Origin of the sequence: Corynebacterium sp. ACRPJ, assembly GCF_022347345.1 — a bacterium.
Classification (GTDB): Bacteria; Actinomycetota; Actinomycetes; order Mycobacteriales; family Mycobacteriaceae; genus Corynebacterium; species Corynebacterium tuberculostearicum_D.
Map to the genome: position 1 here is coordinate 162,166 of NZ_JAKRNC010000003.1, position 17,597 is coordinate 179,762.

Annotated in this window: 16 protein-coding genes; 15 read left to right on the forward strand and 1 reads right to left on the reverse strand. The window is 58.7% G+C overall.

Annotated elements, in window-relative coordinates:
• Positions 1-15: 15 nt before the first annotated feature.
• The 9 genes from MHY08_RS03420 (at position 16) to MHY08_RS03460 (ending at position 9,722) form a co-directional block, all read left to right on the forward strand.
• Complete coding sequence (locus tag MHY08_RS03420; RefSeq protein WP_239235327.1) at positions 16-870, forward strand: undecaprenyl-diphosphate phosphatase; 855 nt, start codon at positions 16-18, stop codon at positions 868-870.
• Positions 871-895: 25 nt separating this feature from the next.
• A complete protein-coding gene (mshC, locus tag MHY08_RS03425; RefSeq protein WP_239235329.1) occupies positions 896-2,134 on the forward strand; it encodes a cysteine--1-D-myo-inosityl 2-amino-2-deoxy-alpha-D-glucopyranoside ligase in 1,239 nt (412 codons plus the stop codon).
• A 24-nt stretch (positions 2,135-2,158) separates the two neighbouring features.
• Complete coding sequence (locus MHY08_RS03430) at positions 2,159-2,542, forward strand: hypothetical protein (RefSeq protein ID WP_005324796.1); 384 nt, start codon at positions 2,159-2,161, stop codon at positions 2,540-2,542.
• Positions 2,543-2,670: 128 nt separating this feature from the next.
• Positions 2,671-3,393: an HAD family phosphatase gene (locus tag MHY08_RS03435; RefSeq protein ID WP_316971537.1), complete on the forward strand. Its 723-nt coding sequence runs from the start codon at positions 2,671-2,673 to the stop codon at positions 3,391-3,393.
• Positions 3,394-3,445: 52 nt separating this feature from the next.
• Positions 3,446-3,709 carry a phosphoribosyl-ATP diphosphatase gene (locus MHY08_RS03440; protein WP_204609052.1) on the forward strand — a complete coding sequence of 88 codons (264 nt, stop codon included), beginning with the start codon at positions 3,446-3,448 and terminating at the stop codon, positions 3,707-3,709.
• A gap of 29 nt (positions 3,710-3,738) precedes the next feature.
• Entirely contained in the window at positions 3,739-4,584 is an 846-nt protein-coding gene (hisG, locus tag MHY08_RS03445) for an ATP phosphoribosyltransferase (protein ID WP_204609054.1), read from the forward strand.
• A gap of 111 nt (positions 4,585-4,695) precedes the next feature.
• The gene (gene aspA, locus MHY08_RS03450; protein ID WP_005324790.1) at positions 4,696-6,255 is read left to right on the forward strand and encodes an aspartate ammonia-lyase; all 1,560 of its coding nucleotides are present in this window, start codon (positions 4,696-4,698) and stop codon (positions 6,253-6,255) included.
• 353 nt (positions 6,256-6,608) lie between these two features.
• Complete coding sequence (locus MHY08_RS03455) at positions 6,609-7,916, forward strand: anaerobic C4-dicarboxylate transporter (protein WP_239235332.1); 1,308 nt, start codon at positions 6,609-6,611, stop codon at positions 7,914-7,916.
• Between the two features lie 138 nt (positions 7,917-8,054).
• Positions 8,055-9,722 carry a formate--tetrahydrofolate ligase gene (locus tag MHY08_RS03460; RefSeq protein WP_239235334.1) on the forward strand — a complete coding sequence of 556 codons (1,668 nt, stop codon included), beginning with the start codon at positions 8,055-8,057 and terminating at the stop codon, positions 9,720-9,722.
• Positions 9,723-9,733: 11 nt separating this feature from the next.
• Here MHY08_RS03460 and MHY08_RS03465 read toward each other — a convergent pair whose 3' ends face one another.
• A complete protein-coding gene (locus tag MHY08_RS03465) occupies positions 9,734-10,564 on the reverse strand; it encodes a RecB family exonuclease (protein WP_239235336.1) in 831 nt (276 codons plus the stop codon).
• Between the two features lie 46 nt (positions 10,565-10,610).
• On the opposite strand from MHY08_RS03465, the gene MHY08_RS03470 reads away from it, so the two are divergent.
• The 6 genes from MHY08_RS03470 (at position 10,611) to pafA (ending at position 17,564) form a co-directional block, all read left to right on the forward strand.
• Positions 10,611-11,864: a M18 family aminopeptidase gene (locus MHY08_RS03470; protein WP_239235338.1), complete on the forward strand. Its 1,254-nt coding sequence runs from the start codon at positions 10,611-10,613 to the stop codon at positions 11,862-11,864.
• Between the two features lie 28 nt (positions 11,865-11,892).
• Positions 11,893-12,729: a tRNA (adenine-N1)-methyltransferase gene (locus MHY08_RS03475; protein ID WP_239235340.1), complete on the forward strand. Its 837-nt coding sequence runs from the start codon at positions 11,893-11,895 to the stop codon at positions 12,727-12,729.
• 86 nt (positions 12,730-12,815) lie between these two features.
• On the forward strand, positions 12,816-14,381 hold the full coding sequence (gene arc, locus MHY08_RS03480) for a proteasome ATPase (RefSeq protein WP_239235342.1): 1,566 nt from the start codon (positions 12,816-12,818) through the stop codon (positions 14,379-14,381).
• A complete protein-coding gene (gene dop, locus MHY08_RS03485) occupies positions 14,378-15,910 on the forward strand; it encodes a depupylase/deamidase Dop (protein WP_239235344.1) in 1,533 nt (510 codons plus the stop codon). The genes arc and dop overlap by 4 nt, the downstream gene beginning before the upstream one ends.
• A gap of 44 nt (positions 15,911-15,954) precedes the next feature.
• The gene (locus tag MHY08_RS03490) at positions 15,955-16,146 is read left to right on the forward strand and encodes a ubiquitin-like protein Pup (protein ID WP_239193925.1); all 192 of its coding nucleotides are present in this window, start codon (positions 15,955-15,957) and stop codon (positions 16,144-16,146) included.
• A gap of 38 nt (positions 16,147-16,184) precedes the next feature.
• Positions 16,185-17,564, forward strand: a complete 1,380-nt coding sequence (gene pafA / locus MHY08_RS03495) for a Pup--protein ligase (RefSeq protein ID WP_239193957.1) — start codon at positions 16,185-16,187, stop codon at positions 17,562-17,564.
• The last annotated feature ends 33 nt before the right edge of the window (positions 17,565-17,597 follow it).

The window sequence follows — 17,597 nt, forward strand, 5'->3', positions numbered from 1 at the left end:
TGTAGTGTGAAGCGGGTGATTTCTAATACCGCAACTGACGCTGTTTCTTGGGCGCAGGTCATTGTTTTGTCCATCGTGCAGGGGCTTACCGAGTTTCTTCCGGTAAGTTCCTCCGGTCACCTGCGCATTGTTTCCGAGCTTTTTTGGGGCAACGACGCCGGCGCGTCCTTCACCGCAGTTATCCAGCTGGGAACGGAGTTGGCTGTGCTGGTCTATTTCGCCCCAATGATTTGGCAGATTCTCTCCGGCTGGTTCCGCGGCTGGGCCGATAAGGCCTCTCGTGGCCAGGACTGGCGCATGGGGTGGATGGTCATCGTGGGTTCCATTCCCATCGGCATCATCGGCTACGCATTCGAGGATGCGATTCGCGGCGCCCTGCGCAACCTGTGGATTACCGCCGCAATGCTCATCCTCTTCTCCTTTGTCTTCATCGCCGCAGAAAAACTGGGTAAGAAGGAACGCAGCTTTGACCAGTTGACCATGAAAGACGCCATTATTATGGGCCTGTGCCAATGCTTGGCGCTCATCCCGGGTGTCTCCCGCTCCGGCGGCACCATTTCCGGTGGTCTATTCCTGGGACTGGACCGCGAGGTGGCTACTCGCTTTAGCTTCTTGCTCGCCATTCCAGCCGTGCTGGCTTCGGGGCTTTTCTCGCTTCCCGACGCCTTTTCTCCCGAATCCGGCCAAGCAGCCTCCGGCCTGCAGCTTCTGGTCGGCACTGGCATCGCTTTTGTACTGGGCTACGCCTCCATTGCGTGGCTGCTGAAGTTTGTGGGCAACCACTCCTTCTCTTGGTTTGCCGCTTACCGCATCCCGGTCGGCGTGCTCGTCATGATCCTCTTGGCATTGGGAGTCCTGCAGCCGCTCTAAGGCACGCCGCGTTAGTATGGTGGCTATGCATTCTTGGCCAACACCTTCCTTCCGTCCTGTGCCGGGTGATGCGGCACAGCTGCGCTTGTACGATTCTGCGAACCAAACCATCGCTCCCGTAGAGGTCGCAGGGGATACCGCCACCATGTACGTGTGTGGCATCACGCCCTATGACTCCACCCACTTGGGCCATGCCGCCACGTACCTGACCTTTGACCTCATCTACCGTGCGTTCCTGGATGCCGGGAAGAAGGTTCACTACGTCCAAAACATCACCGACGTCGATGATCCGCTATTCGAACGTGCTGAACGCGACGGTGTAGATTGGCGCGAGCTCGGCACTTCTCAAATTGGCCTCTTCCGCTCCGATATGGAGCTACTCTCCGTTTTCCCGCCGCAGGACTATATCGGCGCTATGGAAGCCGTCGATGAAATCGTGGAAATGGTACAGAAGCTTCTCGACGCCGGAGCGGCCTACGTCGTAGACGACCCCGAGCACCCAGATATCTATGCCTCCATCGAAGCCACCGAGCACTTTGGTTATGAGTCCAATTACTCTGCCGAAGAGATGCGCACCTTCTTTGCCGAGCGCGGCGGCGATCCCGATCGCCCAGGGAAAAAGAATCCGCTCGACGCACTCATCTGGCGAGCCCACCGCGAGGGCGAACCAGCCTGGGAGTCGCCCTTTGGGCCTGGCCGCCCAGGCTGGCATATTGAATGTTCCGCCATCGCCACCAACCGCTTGGGATCAACCTTTGATATCCAGGGTGGCGGCAGCGACCTGAAGTTCCCACACCATGAATTTTCCGCTGCCCACGCCGAGGCCGCCCTCAACGTCGATCGCATGGCACAGTTCTACGTGCATACCGGCATGATCGGCCTCGACGGGGTCAAGATGTCTAAGTCTTTGGGCAACCTCGTCTTCGTCCACAAGCTCGTAGAAGCGGGTGAAGATCCCTCCGCGATCCGCTTGGGCGTATTCGCAGGCCATTACCGCGACGAGCGCGACTGGTCCGACGAGGTGCTCGATGGCGCTAAGCGCCGCCTCGCCGCATGGCGGGAGGCCTTGGCGCAGCCGGGAAGCATGGCTGGGGCCGAAGAGGTCGTCGCCAAGCTGCGTGCCGCAATCGCCAACGACCTTGATACCCCGGCCGCGCTCGCTGCCGTGGATGAGTGGGCAGAGGCCGACCGTGGCACGGACGAGGACGGCGCAGCCGATTTGGTTCGCACCGCACTAAATTCGCTCCTCGGCGTGCGGGCTTAGGCAAGATAGGGCAGTATCTACAGCATGAGCATTCGCGCCGATTTCCAGCCCACCGTAGATGAGTTCATTAGTGACCTGAAGTCCTTCGCCACCGGCGATTACCTCAAGGAAGAGGAAAAGGAGTTTTGGGAGGCACCGTTTGACGCCAACGTCCTCCCAGAGCTGCGCGGCCATCTTGAGCAGATGCTCGATGGGCTGGATGCTCTTCCGGACGATCCAGACGGACCACAGTTGGTCACCGTCTTGTCCAAGACCGTTCGTAAGTTGGCAGATTTTAATCGCGCTCAGCACGATGCCGTTCTCGAGCCAGAGGAAAAGGAAGAGCTCTCTGAGCTTATTTATAACGCCAGCGCGGCCACCGGAGCGGACGACGAAGCCCTCTCGCAGATTCCGGAACTGGACTTTTAGTTCAGACCCTTCCGCCTTAGTAAGTGCCAGCTCGCGCTAACTGCGCGGCTGGCACTTCCCCGCCGTGTGCTTGCACTGTAGACGGTGACACTATTTCCTTCCTGAAAGAGAAAGCTAGCTTTATTCTCGTGCCGCACTCCACCGCCGCTTCCAACCTGACTAAGCCCGCCGCCATCTTCTGGGATATGGATGGCACCCTCACCAATTCGGAGCCCCTCTGGGCGGAGGCAACATTTTATCTTTCAGAACTGCTGGGCAAACGGCTCACTCCCACCCAGCGCCTAGCTACTGTGGGCGCGACCTTTGATACCACCCTGGCAATCTGCGCGGATAATGCGGGGGTGACGCTGCAACCCGGTGACAGCGAGCGTTACCGCGCCCGAATGTTTGACTATGTCAAAGGCCTTTTTGCTCGCAAGCTGGAGATCTTCCCGGGAATCCCTGCACTGCTTCAGGAACTGAAAGCCGATGGGGTGCCCATGATGGTCACGACGAATACCGAGCGCAATGTCGCTGACGCTGCCATCACTGCGTTGGGGCGGGACTATTTCGTCGATACTATCTGCGGGGATGAGGTTCCCGCCGGCAAACCAGCGCCGGATATGTACCGCGAGGCCGCCCGACGCATCGGAGCAGATCCCGCGGATTGCTTAGTTTTCGAAGATTCCGCAACCGGCATGCGCGCCGCAGTCGATGCCGGCTGTGCGGTGATCGGGCTGCCAGAAGATAACCAGGTTGAGATACCGCCAGAGGTCACCGAAATTTCTCGCCTCCGCGATTCGCGGCATCTCGCTGGGGCTAAGGCCGCTGACGTATATGAGTGGTTCGCTAAGATTTCGGCGGGGCAGTAGAAATTCAGAGTTCCCCTACATTCTCTAACTACCTGTGGAACAATAGGTAGACGTGAAGAACTTTGAGACTCTTTTTGCCGAGTTAGCCGAGAAGGCCGACCAGCGTCCAGCTGGTTCTGGCACCGTTGCCGCGCTGGATAAAGGCGAGCATTTCATTGGTAAAAAGATCATCGAAGAAGCCGGGGAAGTATGGATCGCCGCAGAATATCAGTCCGACGATGAGCTGGCGGAAGAGATGTCCCAGCTGCTTTATTGGACTCAGGTCATGATGCTTAAGCGCGGACTTACCCCTGAAGACCTTTATAAGTACCTCTAGGCAACACCCCACAGGATGGAAGGATCCGCATGATCAAGATTGCTGTACCGAATAAGGGCTCGTTGTCAGAAGCTGCCGTGGAGATCCTTACAGAGGCCGGTTATAAGGGCCGCGGGCATTCCAAGGCGCTCAACGTAGTGGATTCCGATAACGGAGTTGAGTTCTTTTTCCTGCGACCAAAAGACATCGCCATCTATGTTGCCCGCGGCGTCTTAAACCTAGGCATTACGGGCCGGGACTTGGCGCTTGATTCTAAAGCGAACTTTGATGAAGTGCTGCCTTTAGGCTTTGGTGGGTCCACGTTCCGGTACGCAGCCCCGCAAGGGGAGGAGTGGGATATCTCTCAACTGGTTGGGCGGCGGATCGCGACGTCGTACCCCAATCTTGTCCGCGCAAACCTCGCCACACATGCGATTGAGGCCGATGTTATTCGATTGGACGGCGCCGTAGAGATCTCCATCCGGCTAGGGGTTGCCGATGTTATTGCTGATGTCGTGTCAACTGGTACTACTTTGCGCCAGCAAGGGTTAGCACCATTCGGGGAGCCGATCATTGAATCCGAGGCGGTAGTCATTAAGCGCACGGGGGTAGAGGTCACTGAGGAAGAGCAGGTAGTGCTCGACCGCATTCAGGGAATTCTGCACGCCCGCACCTATCTGATGATCGACTACAACATCGCTCAATCCAACCTCGACGCAGCCGCTGGTATTACTCCAGGATTGACCGGTCCTACGGTGTCGCCTTTGGCCCGTGAGGACTGGGTGGCAGTGCGAGCGATGGTTCCGAAGAAGCAAGCTAACCAAGTCATGGACCGACTTTCCCAACTTGGAGCGGAAGCAATTTTGGCTTCCGATTTGCGCATCGCCCGCTTTTAGGGGGGAGCAATTTCTCTGGGTCGGCCCAAATAGATTCAGTCGTGGCTAACATTAGCGCTTGAGGTTACTCATTCGAATATAAGTCTCGACAGGCAAAGGAGCCGAGCCATCATGGCAAAGTCCTCTAAGAAAGAAGAAAAGGACACCAAGTCTGCAGCAAAGGACGTGAAGAAGAAGGAAGCTGACACTTCCACTCACGCCGCACAGCAGAAGGTGGCCGAACAAAAGGCACCTAAGAACTCCAGCAAGAAGACTCGCACCGAGACCGACCTTCTTGGCTCTTTGGAGGTACCCGCTGACGCTTACTACGGTGTGCACACCGTACGCGCCATGGAGAATTTCCAGATTTCTTACGTGACCATCAACACCATCCCGCACTTCATTCGCGGAATGGTCCAGGTCAAGAAGGCGGCCGCCATGGCAAACCGCCGCCTGCACGTACTGCCCAAGAAGAAGGCTGAAGCCATCATCTGGGCCTGTGACCAGATCCTGGAAGAGGGTCGCTGCATGGATCAGTTCCCGCTGGACGTTTTCCAGGGTGGTGCTGGTACCTCGCTGAACATGAACACCAACGAGGTTGTGGCCAACCTTGCGCTGGAGTACCTCGGCGAGGAGAAGGGCTCCTATGACATCATCAACCCGAATGATGATGTGAACATGTCCCAGTCCACCAACGATGCTTACCCGACCGGCTTCCGCTTGGGTCTGCACGCAGCAGTCGATCACCTCATTGAGCGCATGGATGGTCTGCGTGCCGCATTCCAGGTCAAGGGCAATGAGTTCCAGGACATCCTGAAGATGGGTCGTACTCAGCTTCAGGATGCGGTTCCGATGACCTTGGGTGATGAGTTCAAGGGCTTTGCCAATAACCTGAACGAGGAGCAGGCATTGCTGCGCGATGCCCAGCGCCGCCTACTCGAGATCAACTTGGGCGCAACCGCAATCGGCACCGGCGTGAACACCCCGGCCGGCTACCGCCACCAGGTCACCGCAGCTCTGTCTGAGGTCACCGGCCTGGAAATGAAGACAGCCCGCGATCTCATTGAGGCAACCTCTGACTGTGGTGCATACGTGCTGCTGCACGCCACCATCAAGCGCGCCGCGATGAAGCTCGCCAAGATCTGTAATGACCTGCGCCTGCTGTCTTCCGGCCCACGCGCTGGCCTGGCTGAAATCAACCTGCCTGCCCGTCAGGCCGGCTCCTCCATCATGCCGGGTAAGGTTAACCCGGTTATCCCGGAGGTTGTGAACCAGACCTGCTTCAAGATCTTCGGCAATGACCACGTCGTCACCATGGCCGCTGAGGCTGGTCAGCTGCAGCTCAACGTCATGGAGCCGGTCATCGGCGAGGCACTGTTCCAGTCCATTCGCATCATGGGTAACGCCGTCGATGCCCTGCGCGAAAAGTGCGTCACCGGAATCACCGCCAACCCGGATGTCTGCCGTGCCTACGTGGAAAACTCCATCGGTATCGTCACCTACCTCAACCCGTTCATCGGCCACCACAACGGTGACCTGATTGCCAAGGAGTCCCTGGAGACCGGCAAGGGCGTCAAGGAACTCGTCCTGGAGAAGGGCCTGCTGGATGAAGCAACCTTGAACAAGGTCCTGTCCGTTGAAAACCTCATGCACCCAGAGTTCCGCGGTCAGCTCTTCATCGACGAGGACTAAAGTCGCGGCTTTTGAGAAGCAGTAGGGCATAGCGCCCCGCATCTTAGGCCCCCACGGTCTTTGCCACTTTCACTTCATGAGAAGGAAATCTGGCGAAGGCCGCGGGGGTCTTTTGCGTGTTTGGAATCGGCGGTTGCTAGTTTCCTTTTACGTCCCTGTGCAGGGAGAATGTGGAGAAGGATACCGACCGTCTTATAACGAGACGCTAAATACATGTGGGAATCAACACAAACGGACAATTCGAGTGAATAAATCGACGTGACAGGTGCAAAATAGAAGGTGTTGAGGACGGCATGCACTCTGTATGGAGATGCGTGCCCTTAGTTTGCATACAGAGCGTATGGAGTATGTCCATGGTTATTGTTCATATAGTCATCGTTCTCGCCGCCATCTTCCTGGGCGCGAGGATTGGGTCAATTGGTATCGGTATGGCCGGCGGCCTCGGTGTGCTGGCCCTTGGTCTTACCGGTGTCCCGGTTACTAGGGAAGACATCCCGTTCGATGTCATCGGTATCATCATGACCGTTATTGCCGCCATCGCCGCGATGCAGAGGGCTGGTGGCATGGACTACCTGGTGCACATTGCAGAAAAGTTTCTGCGCAAGAACCCAAAGCGGATTACGTTCTACGCGCCCATCGTTACGTGGTTGATGACGGTACTGGCTGGTACCGGCCACACTGCATTCTCCACGCTACCGGTCATTGTTGAGGTAGCTAAAGAAGGCAAGGTTCGCCCTTCACGCCCGCTTTCCATTGCGGTAGTTGCCTCTCAGATGGCAATTTGTGCCTCGCCTATTTCTGCCGCAGTGGTTCTCCTAGCCAGCCTGTTGGAACCAGCTGGAGTGGGCTATTTGCAGGTGCTGGCGGTCGTCATTCCGGCAACGTTCCTGTCTATCTTCCCGGCTGCGTGGATTGCTAATAAGTTTGGCAAGGAACTAGATGATGACCCGGTGTACCAGGAGCGCAAGGCGCAAGGCCTGGTTAAGCAACCACTGGGTGCTGAGAACTTCCAGCCGCAGAAGGGTGCCAAGGCTTCTGTTCTGGTGTTCCTGGTAGCCATCGTCATCGTGATGGCCTGGGCCACGCTGACCTCGGAGCAGGTCGGCCTAATTGCAGAGCCAACCCTGCCACGTAATGAGGCCATTATGACGGTTATGCTCACCGCGGCCACCATCATCGTCATGATGACGAAGGTCCCGGCGGGGGATGTTCTCAATACGCCGGTATTTAAGTCCGGTATGTCCGCATGTATTTGTGTGCTGGGCGTTGCTTGGTTGGGTACCAGCCTTATCAACCACTACATGGACGATATTCAGTCTATGGCTGGCAGCGTTATTGAGTCTTCGCCGTGGCTGCTCGCGGTGGTCTTGTTCTTCGCCGCAGCGCTGCTGTACTCGCAGGCCGCTACGACCAAGGCCCTCATGCCAGCAGCCCTGGCTCTGGGCGTAAGCCCCCTTACCGCAGTCGCTGCTTTCCCGGCCGTCTCGGCTCTGTTCATCCTGCCGACCTACCCAACGCTGCTGGCAGCGGTGGAGATGGACGATACAGGTTCGACTCGAATCGGCAAGGCCGTATTCAACCACCCATTCCTTATCCCAGGCACGGTCAGCATCGTGGTTTCTGTCCTGTTGGGCTACGCATTCGGCCTCGTCATCCTGTAAAAGATAGACGACAAGTCCACCCACAAGGCGCCCTGGAGGGCGCCTTTTTGGATCGCAGCAAGGACGGGCTGGTTGATTCAATTCACTTTCTTAGAAAAATGCGGGTTATTTAACTCGCAGGCTCGGTAGGCTAAAAACATGACTACTCAGCCATCCGATGTTGAAATTGCCCAAGCCCACCAACTGCAGCCAATCGCGGAGATCGCGGCCAAGGCAGGCATTCCTGCCGACGCCGTGATTCCCTACGGCACCACCAAAGCCAAAGTCGATATCACCAAGGTTGACTATTCCAAGGAAAACCAGGGCAAGCTGGTGCTTGTCACCGGTGTATCGCCCACACCTGCCGGCGAGGGCAAGTCCACCGTTCTCATTGGCCTTACCGACGCCCTGGACAAGTTGGGCAAGAAGGCCATCGTTGCACTGCGCGAGCCCTCCCAAGGACCAGTGATGGGCATTAAGGGCGGCGCGGCTGGCGGCGGCTATGCACAGATCGTCCCCATGGAAGACATCAATCTTCACTTCACCGGCGATTTTCACGCCATTACCTCTGCAACCAATACCCTGGCCGCCATCATTGATAACCACATCCATCAAGGCAACGCCTTGGGCATCGACCCGCGACGAGTGACGTGGCAGCGGTGCATGGACGTCAACGACCGTGCCCTGCGCAACGTGGTGACCGGTCTGGGCGGGCCAGCTCACGGTGTGCCTGCAGAAACCGGTTTCACCATTACCGCGGCCTCCGAAATCATGGCAATCCTGTGCTTGGCCACGAACCTCGATGACCTAAAGAAGCGCCTCGGCGATATCACCATCGGCTTCACCTATGATCAGCGCCCTGTTACTGCGCGCGACTTGAATGCGGAGGGGGCGCTCACGGCGCTCATGCGTGATGCCCTCAACCCCAACCTGGTACAGACCCTTGGCGGCGTGCCGGCCTTGGTACACGGTGGGCCATTCGCCAATATTGCGCACGGGTGCAACTCCCTGCTGGCAACCCAAACCGCGCTCCAATTCGGCGATATCGTCTTAAGTGAGGCCGGCTTCGGTTCCGACCTAGGCGGAGAAAAGTTCGTCGACATCAAGGCGCGCTTTGGCGACCTAGATGTTGCTGGCGCCGTGGTCGTTGCCACCATCCGCTCGCAGAAATACAACGGCGGTGTGGCCAAGGATAAGCTCACCGAGGAAAACCTGGACGCCCTCAAGGCGGGCATAGTCAACCTAGAGCGCCACGTAGAAAACCTGCGCAAGTTCGGGATCAAACCGGTAGTAGCGCTCAACCTCTTCTGGTCCGATACCGAAGCAGAACGCGAGTTCATGCAGCAGTGGGCTGAAGATTTCGGCGTGGCCTTGGAGGAAGCCAACGTGTGGGCCGAGGGCGGCGCGGGCGCTACCACGCTGGCAGAGACCTTGCTGGAAAACCTGCAGGGCGGCGCCAAGCAGCTCTACGATCCGCAGGAGGGAATCGAGGCCTCCATCGAGACCATCGCTCGCGAGATCTATCGCGCGGACCGTGTGGAATACGGGGCTAAGGCGCTCAAGGATCTGAAGTACATCCAGGACAATGGCTGGGACAAGCTGCCGGTGGTCATCTCTAAGACGCAGTACTCCTTCAGCGATGATGCCTCTGCTCTGGGGGCGCCGGAAGACCATACGCTGCACGTCCGCGAATTACTGCCGCGCACCGGTTCGGGATTTATCGTCGTGCTCACAGGCAACGTCATGACGATGCCGGGACTGCCGAAAAAGCCGGCGGCGAATAATATCGACGTCGATAAGCAGGGCACCATTTCGGGCCTTTTCTAGGCAGGTGGGCGCTAGTCCTTTGCATCTGCCGCGGAACCCGGCCAGCCCGGGTACTGCGGCGGAGTGCCGCCAAACTCCGGACAGAGATCCTGGTGGGCGCACCAGCCGCAGAGCTTGGATGGCTTCGGACGGAAATCCCCGGCGCGCCCATCCGCCTCAATTTTGGCCCACAGCTCGCCGAGATCGCGCTCGAAGTATTCGAGTTCCTCACGGTTCGGGGTAAGAAACATCGAGTCCAAGACCTTGAGATACATCAAACGCAACTGGTGGGGAATGGTTCCTAGAATGCGCCAGTAGACCAGCGCATAAAAGCGCATCTGGAACTGTGCATCGTGGGAATAGCGGGGAAGTGGTTTCTTGCCGGTTTTATAATCCACGACTCGGACCTCGCCGGTTGGGGCGCGGTCCACGCGGTCGATGAAGCCGCGGACGGGGACGCCATTGGGCAGGACCGTGTTGACGTACATCTCTGTTTCCTGGCAATCAAAGCCTTGGGGATTTTCCATCTGGAAATAGCCTTTGAGCAGTTCCCTGGCAGCGACGAAGAAGTCGTAGGTGTCTTCTTCTGGCACGAGCTCTATAAGCTCCTCGTCTTTGGCAGTCATCTCTGCCCAGGAAGGCTTAATCATCTTCACCGCGGCGGGATAGGTGCGCTCTTCGCGCGGTAGTTTGTGCATTTCTTCCAGGACGGCGTGGACAAGGGTTCCTTTGACCTGCGCGATGGTCTTGGGTTCGGGCAACTTGTCAATCGCGCGGAAGCGATAGAGCAACGGGCACTGCTTATAGTCGGACGCGCGCGAGGGCGACAGGGCGAGTGGGCGGGGAGTAGATGAAGTAGCCATGGTGTATCTAGCCTATCGCCGCGCGATTCGTGGCAAGCTAGGAGGTATGAGTTATACCGCAGATTTTCTAGATTTTATTGCTGCTTCTCCTTCTTCGTACCACGCTGCCGATGAGGTATCCCGCCAGCTGCGCGAGGCGGGATTTGAGGTACAGGATGAAGGCACGGAATGGTCGTCTGCGCCAGGCGGCCACGTGATGGTGCGCGGCGGCGCGGTAGCGGCGTGGTACGTGCCAGAGGGCGCGGATAAGAATTCTGGGTTCCGCATCGTCGGGTCGCATACGGATTCGCCGGGTATGGTTCTTAAACCGACGCCGGATTTTTTGGCGGCGGGCTGGCAGCAAGTGGCAGTAGAGGTCTATGGCGGGGCGCTACTGCATACCTGGTTCGATCGGGAGCTGACCGTAGCCGGGCAGATTGTGACGAAGGATGGCACGCGACACCTGGTCAATACTGGTCCAGTGCTGCGCCTCCCTTCCCTTGCGATCCACCTTTACCGCAAGGATGAATTCAAGCCGGACCGTCAATACAATATGCAGCCGGTTTTGAGCGTCGGTGACCCAGAGGCGTCCATCTTGCAGGTAGTGGGGGAGAAGGTGGGCGTCGCCAAGCGGGACATTGCCTCTTTCAACCTGATTACGGCTGACGCCGCCCGCGGTGAAGTCTTTGGCGCTGGGGAGCAGTTTATCGCGGCCGGACGCATGGATAACCTTTCTTCCGTACATGCTTCGTTGGAGGCGATGAAGAGGGCCGCCGAGAGCTATCACGGCAACGAAATCTTGGTCATGATGGCCTTTGACCACGAAGAGGTAGGCTCCAGCTCGCGCTACGGTGCGGGCGGACCCATCCTCGCGGATGTACTTACCCGTACGGCGCGAGCGCTGGGGGCCGACGAGGAGGAGCGTTTCCAGATGTTTTCACGCTCGAGCTGTGTTTCGGCCGATGCAGCGCACTCCGTGCACCCCAACTACTTGAGCAAGCACGATCCCACGCACCATCCGATCATCGGCAAAGGCCCGGTGACCAAGATCAACGGCAATCAGCGTTATGCCTCCGATGCCACCACGGTGGCGCTGTGGGAAACAGCGTGCGGCAGGGCCGGTGTACCGGTGCAGCGTTTTGTGGGCAATAATGACGTGCCCTGCGGCTCGACCATCGGTCCCATTACGGCGACGCGTTTGGGCATCGACACTGTCGATGTGGGCGTGCCCATGCTGTCCATGCACTCGGCGCGAGAAATGGTGGGCAAGCGGGACCAAGTATGGCTCACGCAGGCACTTGAGGCATACTTGGTGGGATAGTAACCGCAACCTCGAGGAGTCTTGAGACATGGCATATTCCGGCCCCTTTGCCTACGGCGACCGCGTGCAGCTTACCGATGCCAAGCGGCGCCATTACACGGTCATTCTGGAAGAAGGAGGCCAGTTCCACTCCCACAAGGGCATCATTAACCATGATGACATCGTGGGCATGGACGAAGGCTCGGTTATCGAGTCCACCCTTGGCTCCTCCTTCCTCCTTTTCCGCCACCTGATGGTGGACCACGTGCTGTCGATGCCACGTGGAGCGGCGGTGATCTATCCCAAGGATGCGGCGCAGATTTTGGTAGAGGGCGATATCTTCATGGGCGCGCGCGTGCTCGAGGCCGGCGCCGGTTCGGGTGCATTGTCCATGTCTCTGCTGCGAGCTGTGGGCCCAGAAGGCCACGTGTATTCCTATGAGGTGCGCGATGACCATCTTGAGTATGCGGTGGATAACGTGAAGGAATACTTTGGTGAGCAGCCCGAGTGGTGGTCGCCGCGCCTAGGCGATTTAGGAGATGTCACCGCCGAGGACTTGGGCGGGCCGGTCGACCGCGTAATCCTCGATATGCTCGAGCCTTGGGAGCACTTGGAGACCGTGCGCGATCTCCTCATCCCCGGTGGTGTCTTCATGACCTACGTGGCAACGGTGCCGCAGTTGATGAAGGTCATGGAAGGCATTCGCGAGCTCAAGTGCTTCACCGAGCCTAAGTCGTGGGAATCGCTGGTGCGCGAATGGAAGGTTGAAGGCTTGGCTACCCGCCCAGAGCACCGTATGAACGCGCATACCGCCTTCCTTATCTGGACCCGTCGCTTGGCCGATGGCGTCACTCCGCCGCGTCCGCAGCGCCGTGCCCGAAAATAGAGCCCGAAAGTAGGCTCATCAGATCGCCCAGAATTTAAAGCGCAAGTGGCCTCTTTAGCCGGCCAGCCCGCGTTAGAGTAGTGGGCATGGATCAAGCCACGGACTACAAGCGGCAGGTCAACCAGCTTGCCGCCCGCAATCAGAGGTTGGCCGGCTTATTAAAAGAATCGCGGGTGAAGCTGGAACAGCTTTTTGCGGAGGTCAATGCGCTGGCAGAGCCGGCATCGACCTACGGCGTTTTCCTCGGCTATTCGCCTACCCACAGCGAGGTGGGAACCACCGCGGAGGTCTACACCAATGGCCGCGTGATGCAGCTTAAGGTTTCGCCCAATGTGGAACCAGGCAGCCTAGTGGCCGGCCAGCAGGTTCGCTTGGGCGATGGCTTCGTGGTGGTCGAAGGCTGCGCACCCGAGCGTACGGGCGAGCTCGCCACCGTGGTAGAGCGCTTAGGAGATCAACGCCTCATCGTGGCAAATTCCTCTGGCGAGGAAAAAGTGGTGCTGCTATCGCAGGCACTGCGCGAGGTAGCCCGCGTGGCAGCAGGCGAAATTGTGCTCGTTGATCCCAAGGCTGCCATCGCGCTGGAAAAGGTGGAAAAGACCGAGGTCTCCCAGCTCTCCCTTGAGGAGGTCCCCGATGTGCGCTACGAGGACATCGGCGGACTAGACGAGCAGATTTCCCAGATCCGCGATTCCGTGGAATTGCCGTTTATCCATCCGGACCTCTATCACCACTACGAGCTACAGCCGCCTAAGGGCGTCCTCCTCTATGGCCCGCCTGGGTGCGGTAAGACGCTCATCGCCAAGGCCGTGGCCCATTCCTTGGCGCAGCAACTGGGCAGTGATGGGCCGAGTTACTTCCTCAATGTCAAGGGCCCAGAGTTGCTCAATAAGTATGTAGGTGAGACGGAACGCCGCATCCGCCTCATCTTTGAGCGCGCCCGCGAATTAGCCCAGCTGAGTTCTGACCGGCCGGTGGTCATCTTCTTTGATGAGATGGAATCCATCTTCCGCACCCGTGGCTCAGGCGTGTCTTCGGATATGGAAACCACGGTAGTGCCGCAGCTGCTCACTGAACTCGACGGAGTAGAAAGCCTATCCAATGTGATAGTCATCGGTGCCACCAACCGCGAGGAGCTCATCGATCCCGCCATCATGCGCCCCGGCCGGCTGGATATCAAGATCCGAGTCAACCGGCCGAATAAAGAGGGCGCCCGCGAGATCTTTGCACGCCACTTTGCAGAATCCGTGCCGCACCAGGGCACGCTAGAGGAGCTCATCGCCGCCGCGGTGGACGAGCTCTATGCCGATCGCCCCTTTGTGCAGCTGCACTTTTCCAGCGGCGAGCGCGAGGTATTGCACTACCGGGACTTTGTCTCCGGCGCGATGATTGCCAATATCCTCTCCCGCGCCAAGAAGCTGGCTATTAAGGACGAACTGCAGCAGCGTGCGGGCAGTGAGCAGGGGATAGGCGAGCGTGAAGGGGGCATCGCCAAGCAGCATTTGCTCCAGGCCATCGCGGCCGAGCGCGCCGAATCCGAGTACGTGCCCACCTCTACCAACCCAGAGGAGTGGACCAAGATCATCTCCCAAGACCATGCTGGTGCCCGCGTTGAGCGGGTGGAGCTACTGACCGCCAGGAGGAGCGCATGAGCCGCGTAGTAGGTACCGAGACCGAGTACGGCATTGCCACCCCGGAGCTGCCGGAGTATTCGCCCATCATTTCGTCCACGCACGCGGTGGTAGTTTATGCCGCTATGCACACTGGGGCGCGCTCGCGGTGGGACTTTGCCGAGGAGCACCCGCTGCGCGATTCCCGCGGTTTCGATCTCAAGCGCTACCAGACAGTTCCCGTGGTGGACCCCAACGCCATCGGGGTGGCCAATGTAGTCACGGCCAATGGCGCGCGTTTCTATGTCGACCACGCCCACCCAGAATATTCCGCGCCGGAATGCACCAATGCCTGGGATGCCACGCTTTACGACGCAGCAGGGGACGCCACGCTCCTGCAGTCTGCCGCGGCCGTAGCCGGCCTTACTGAGCAAGGGAAGTCTGTCCTTGCCAACCATGACCCGTGCCCTGCCTTGCGTTTCTATAAGAACAACGTGGACGGCAAGGGCGCGTCTTATGGCTCGCACGAGAACTATCAGTACTCCCGTGCCACGGATTTTGACACTATGGCGCAGGCCCTTATCCCGTTTTTCGTGGCCCGCCAGGTAGTCATCGGTGCCGGGCGCATGGGGATCGGCGAGTTTGGCGAGGAGCCGGGCTTCCAGATCTCTCAGCGCGCTGACTATATTGAGCAGGAAATTTCGCTGGAGACCACCCTCAATCGCGGCATCATCAATACCCGCGACGAGCCGCATGCGGTGCACGCGGACTATGGGCGCCTCCACGTCATCATCGGAGACGCGAATATGTCGCAGACCTCGACGCTGCTCAAACTGGGCATGACCTCGCTGGTGCTCGATGCGATTGAGCAGGGCGTGGACTTTAGCGATCTCCGCTTGCAGGATGCCGTGGCGGAGGTCCCGCGCGTCAGCCGCGATCTCAGCCTTCAGCATCGCCTCGAGCTTGCCGACGCCCGCCAGCTCACCGCCCTAGAAATCCTCGCCGAATACCGAAACCGCGTCATCCCACGCACCGACGCAGACCATAAGGTTCTCGCGGCCTGGGACGAGGCAGTCGCGCTTCTTGCGGAAGATCCGATGCAGGCCGCGCACCTGTTGGATTGGGTGGCGAAGTATCGCCTGATCAAGGGCTACCTTGACCGCGGTATCGATCCGGCAGACCCAAAGCTGCGGCTCATTGACCTGCAGTATGCGGAGATTGATCCTGCCAAATCGCTCCATCACGCGCTGGTGCGTAAAGGTCAGATGCGGCAGCTCTTTAGCGCTGCAGAGATTGAAGACGCCGCCACCATTCCGCCAGAGGACACTCGGGCGTATTTCCGCGGCCGAGTGACGCAGAAATTCGGCGAGGACATCATTGCCGCGAGCTGGCAAAGCCTCACGGTGCGGGTAGGCGAGGCAACCGCGGCGCCCTGGGCCACGGTTCCGATGGATGAGACCACCGGCCTCACCCTCGCCCAGTGCAAGGAGATCATCGAAGCCGCACGTACGGTGGAGGAACTCCTCCAGGGACTCACTGACAGCGGGATTCAGCCCGAGTACCGTAATTAATAACCAAGCATTTAGGCAGAAGCCAAAGAAAGGACTTCCTTCCTATGTCTACTCACCAGTCCCAGGTCACTGGCGGCAATGGCGGCGATGACTCCACCGGAGATGAGGAATTTAGCTCTACGCAGCTAAGCATCAATACCACCGGCACCGATGAATTGCTCGATGAGATCGATGGGCTGCTAGAAAACAACGCCGAGGAATTCGTGCGCTCTTATGTTCAAAAGGGCGGGCAGTAAGGGTGAGTGACCAGCACCCTGTCTTCACCCGTCGCATCATGGGCATCGAGACGGAATATGGCTTAACCACCAGCGCGGGCCCAAGAGAACGCGCCCTGAGCCCCGATGAAGTGACGCGCGTGCTTTTCCGGCCCATCGTCCAGGAACATTCTTCCTCTAATATCTTTTCCACCAACGCGAGCCGCCTGTACCTCGATGTCGGCTCTCACCCCGAGGTAGCCACCGCTGAGTGCGATAGCTTGAGCCAGCTTTTGGCCTATGAATGCGCTGGCGATGCCATAGTCAACCGGCTGGGCGAACAAGCTGAACAGGCCTTTGCCGCCGAGGGTCACCCGCGCGCTGTGTACCTGTTTAAGAACAACGTGGACTCGGCCGGCAATTCTTTTGGCTGCCACGAAAACTACCTCATTAGCCGCCTCATGGTGCTCAAGGACTTGGGGCTGGCGCTCTTGCCGTTCCTTATTACCCGCCAGCTCATCTGCGGCGCCGGCATGGTGCAGCCCGCAAAGGGCGATAAGCCCGCCCAATTCCTGCTCTCGCAGCGCGCGGACCAGGTGTGGGAGGGCGTATCTTCTGCCACCACCCGCTCGCGCCCCATCATCAATACCCGGGATGAACCACACGGCGATTCCAAACGCTTCCGCCGCATGCACGTCATCGTGGGCGATTCCACTATGGCCGAACCAACCATGGCGCTAAAGGTTGGCTCCACGCTGCTCATCTTGGAAATGCTGGAGGCAGGATTTGAGTTGCCGGAGTTCGACATCGAAAAACCCATTCACCATATCCGCGCCATCGCGCGCGATATGACGGGTTTGACCGAACTACCACTCGCAGGAGGGGGATCCGTCACCGCGCTCGAGGTCCAACAGCAACTGTGCCAGCGCGCAACCCAATGGTTGGAAGAACGCGAAGACGCCGGAACTCCCACGGCAGAAATGCGGCGCGTGGTGGATCTCTGGCAGCGCACGCTGCACGCCATAGAGACTCAAGACTTCTCCGGAGTGGACCGAGAAATCGACTGGGTCATTAAATTGGGACTGCTCGAGCGCTACCGCGCACGGCTAGGCGGTCACTGGGGACACCCCAAGCTCGCCCAGATTGATATGACCTACCACGATATCCGGCCGAGCCGCGGGCTCTACCATGTCTTGCTGCGCAAGGGCCTTATCGAACGCTGGATCACAGACTCCGAAATCGAACGAGCCATGGACACAGCGCCTGCCACCACCCGTGCTGCGCTGCGCGGCCAGTTCCTTGCCGCTGCGCGTAGCCTCGGGGCCAACGTCACCGTTGACTGGACGCGCCTCAAGGTCAACCGCCCAGAGCCGCGCACCGAGGAGCTCCTAGACCCCTTCGTGGCCGACGATGATCGGGTCGAGGCGTTGCTAGACTATATGCGTCTACACCACAGCTAGAAGCACACGAGCCGCACCAGGGAGACAACACAA